Origin of the sequence: Pusillimonas minor, from assembly GCF_014237865.1 — a bacterium.
Lineage (GTDB): Bacteria > Pseudomonadota > Gammaproteobacteria > Burkholderiales > Burkholderiaceae_B > Neopusillimonas > Neopusillimonas minor.
The window spans coordinates 1-3493 of the sequence record NZ_JACJUU010000032.1; the positions used below are offsets into that span (position 1 = coordinate 1).

At 52.0% G+C, this 3493-nt stretch carries 2 rRNA genes; both read left to right on the forward strand.

Going from position 1 to position 3493, the window contains the following annotated elements:
- The first annotated feature begins 162 nt into the window (after positions 1-162).
- Positions 163-3049 (forward strand): 23S ribosomal RNA (locus GTU67_RS15020).
- Positions 3050-3332: 283 nt separating this feature from the next.
- Positions 3333-3445 (forward strand): 5S ribosomal RNA (rrf, locus tag GTU67_RS15025).
- Positions 3446-3493 lie beyond the last annotated feature (48 nt).

The window sequence follows — 3493 nt, forward strand, 5'->3', positions numbered from 1 at the left end:
GTGTTGTAGCAAACGATAAGTACGGGTTGTGATTGCATTAAACAATTTAGTTCAAGTAGTTCTCAAAACCAGCTCTTAGTTTACTAAGGTTGGGCCTTTGAAAATGATGAACGGCACAAACACGCAACTCAAGTTAGAGACCTATAACCTATAACGTTATAGGATCAAGTGACTAAGTGCACATGGTGGATGCCTTGGCGATCACAGGCGATGAAGGACGTAGTAGCTTGCGAAAAGCTGCGGGGAGCTAGCAAACAAGCATTGATCCGCAGATGTCCGAATGGGGAAACCCACCCACGCAAGTGGGTATCACACACTGAATACATAGGTGTGTTGAAGCGAACCGGGTGAACTGAAACATCTCAGTAACTCGAGGAAAAGAAATCAACCGAGATTCCGGTAGTAGCGGCGAGCGAAACCGGAGCAGCCGTGACGATTTAGCATGTTGTATAACCGAAGGCTCTGGAAAGGGCGGCCATAGCAGGTGATAGCCCTGTAGGTGAAATGCAGCGTGTGGAACTAAGCGTCAGACAAGTAGGGCGGGACACGTGAAATCCTGTCTGAAGATGGGGGGACCATCCTCCAAGGCTAAATACTCGTGATCGACCGATAGTGAACCAGTACCGTGAGGGAAAGGCGAAAAGAACCCCGGAAGGGGAGTGAAATAGATCCTGAAACCGTGTGCATACAAACAGTAGGAGCCTCTATATGGGGTGACTGCGTACCTTTTGTATAATGGGTCAGCGACTTACATTCAGTGGCAAGCTTAACCGAATAGGGAAGGCGTAGCGAAAGCGAGTCCGAATAGGGCGATTTAGTCGCTGGGTGTAGACCCGAAACCAGGCGATCTATCCATGGTCAGGTTGAAGGCACGGTAACACGTGCTGGAGGACCGAACCCACTAATGTTGAAAAATTAGGGGATGAACTGTGGATAGGGGTGAAAGGCTAAACAAGCCTGGAAATAGCTGGTTCTCTCCGAAAACTATTTAGGTAGTGCCTCGCGTATTACTGCTGGGGGTAGAGCACTGTTATGGCTAGGGGGTCATTGCGATTTACCAAACCATGGCAAACTCCGAATACCGGCAAGTACAGCGCGGGAGACAGAGCACCGGGTGCTAACGTCCGGACTCAAGAGGGAAACAACCCAGACCGCCAGCTAAGGTCCCCAAAATTGGCTAAGTGGGAAACGAAGTGGGAAGGCTTAGACAGTCAGGAGGTTGGCTTAGAAGCAGCCATCCTTTAAAGAAAGCGTAATAGCTCACTGATCGAGTCGTCCTGCGCGGAAGATGTAACGGGGCTAAGCCAGTTACCGAAGCTGCGGGTGTGTATCTTTAGATATACGCGGTAGGAGAGCGTTCTGTAAGCCTGCGAAGGTGGCTTGTAAAGGCTGCTGGAGGTATCAGAAGTGCGAATGCTGACATGAGTAGCGATAAAGGGGGTGAAAAGCCCCCTCGCCGTAAGTCCAAGGTTTCCTGCGCAACGTTCATCGGCGCAGGGTGAGTCGGCCCCTAAGGCGAGGCAGAGATGCGTAGCTGATGGGAAGCTGGTTAATATTCCAGCACCATTGCAGTATGCGATGGGGGGACGGATTGCGAAAGATCATCGGGGTGTTGGATGTCCCCGTTGCTGCACTATAGAAGGCGCTTTAGGCAAATCCGGGCGCGTAATTCAAGGGTGTGGCTGAATAAGACTTCGGTCTTAAACTGATTGGAAGTGGTCCCAAGAAAAGCCTCTAAGCTTCAGTACTGCAAGACCGTACCGCAAACCGACACAGGTGGACGGGATGAATATTCCAAGGCGCTTGAGAGAACTCAGGAGAAGGAACTCGGCAAATTGATACCGTAACTTCGGGAGAAGGTATACCCCGGTAGTGTGAAGGGCCTGCGCCCCGAGCATGATGGGGTCACAGAGAATCGGTGGCTGCGACTGTTTATTAAAAACACAGCACTCTGCTAACACGAAAGTGGACGTATAGGGTGTGACGCCTGCCCGGTGCCGGAAGGTTAAGTGATGGGGTGCAAGCTCTTGATCGAAGCCCCGGTAAACGGCGGCCGTAACTATAACGGTCCTAAGGTAGCGAAATTCCTTGTCGGGTAAGTTCCGACCTGCACGAATGGCGTAACGATGGCCACACTGTCTCCTCCTGAGACTCAGCGAAGTTGAAGTGTTTGTGATGATGCAATCTACCCGCGGCTAGACGGAAAGACCCCATGAACCTTTACTGTAGCTTTGCATTGAACTGTGAACCGGCCTGTGTAGGATAGGTGGGAGGCGTTGAAATCGAGTCGCTAGATTCGAGGGAGCCAACCTTGAAATACCACCCTGGTCTGTTTGCGGTTCTAACCTTGGCCCGTTATCCGGGTTGGGGACAGTGCATGGTGGGCAGTTTGACTGGGGCGGTCTCCTCCCAAAGCGTAACGGAGGAGTTCGAAGGTACGCTAGGTACGGTCGGAAATCGTGCTGATAGTGCAATGGCATAAGCGTGCTTGACTGTGAGACTGACACGTCGAACAGGTGCGAAAGCAGGACATAGTGATCCGGTGGTTCTGAATGGAAGGGCCATCGCTCAACGGATAAAAGGTACTCTGGGGATAACAGGCTGATACCGCCCAAGAGTTCATATCGACGGCGGTGTTTGGCACCTCGATGTCGGCTCATCTCATCCTGGGGCTGTAGCCGGTCCCAAGGGTATGGCTGTTCGCCATTTAAAGAGGTACGTGAGCTGGGTTTAAAACGTCGTGAGACAGTTTGGTCCCTATCTGCCGTGGGCGTTGGATACTTGACGGAGCCTGCTCCTAGTACGAGAGGACCGGAGTGGACGTACCTCTGGTGTATCGGTTGTCATGCCAATGGCATTGCCGAGTAGCTATGTACGGAAGAGATAACCGCTGAAGGCATCTAAGCGGGAAACTCGTCTGAAGATTAGGTATCCCGGGGCCTAGAGCCCCCTGAAGGGTCGTTCGAGACCAGGACGTTGATAGGCTGGGTGTGTACGTACAGTAATGTACTTAGCTAACCAGTACTAATTGCCCGTGCGGCTTGATCCTATAACCTTGTAGGTTAACGTGTTCAAGTGCCGTTCAAACAAATTGAAAGTCTGCGCCCAAGGGCCAAGCCCCCAAAGCGCAGCAACAGCACCGCAAAACAACGCAACCCCACAGAACATCACACGATGTTCAAATCGTTAAGCACCCAACATACTTCACCGTGTGCCCTTGCGATTGGCGCCTCGATTCGTTATCGAATCCACAGCCCAACACCGCAGCGCACGTTGCTTCTTCCCCGATTGGCCCAGGCTGGCCCAAGAATCAGCCCAGGCAACAAGTTACGCTTGACGACCATAGCGAGGTGGTCCCACCCCTTCCCATCCCGAACAGGACCGTGAAACACCTCTGCGCCGATGATAGTTGATTAACGTCTGTGAAAGTAGGTCATCGTCAGGCTTTTATTCCAAAACGCCCCGCAATAACTTTGCGGGGCGTTTTTCTTTG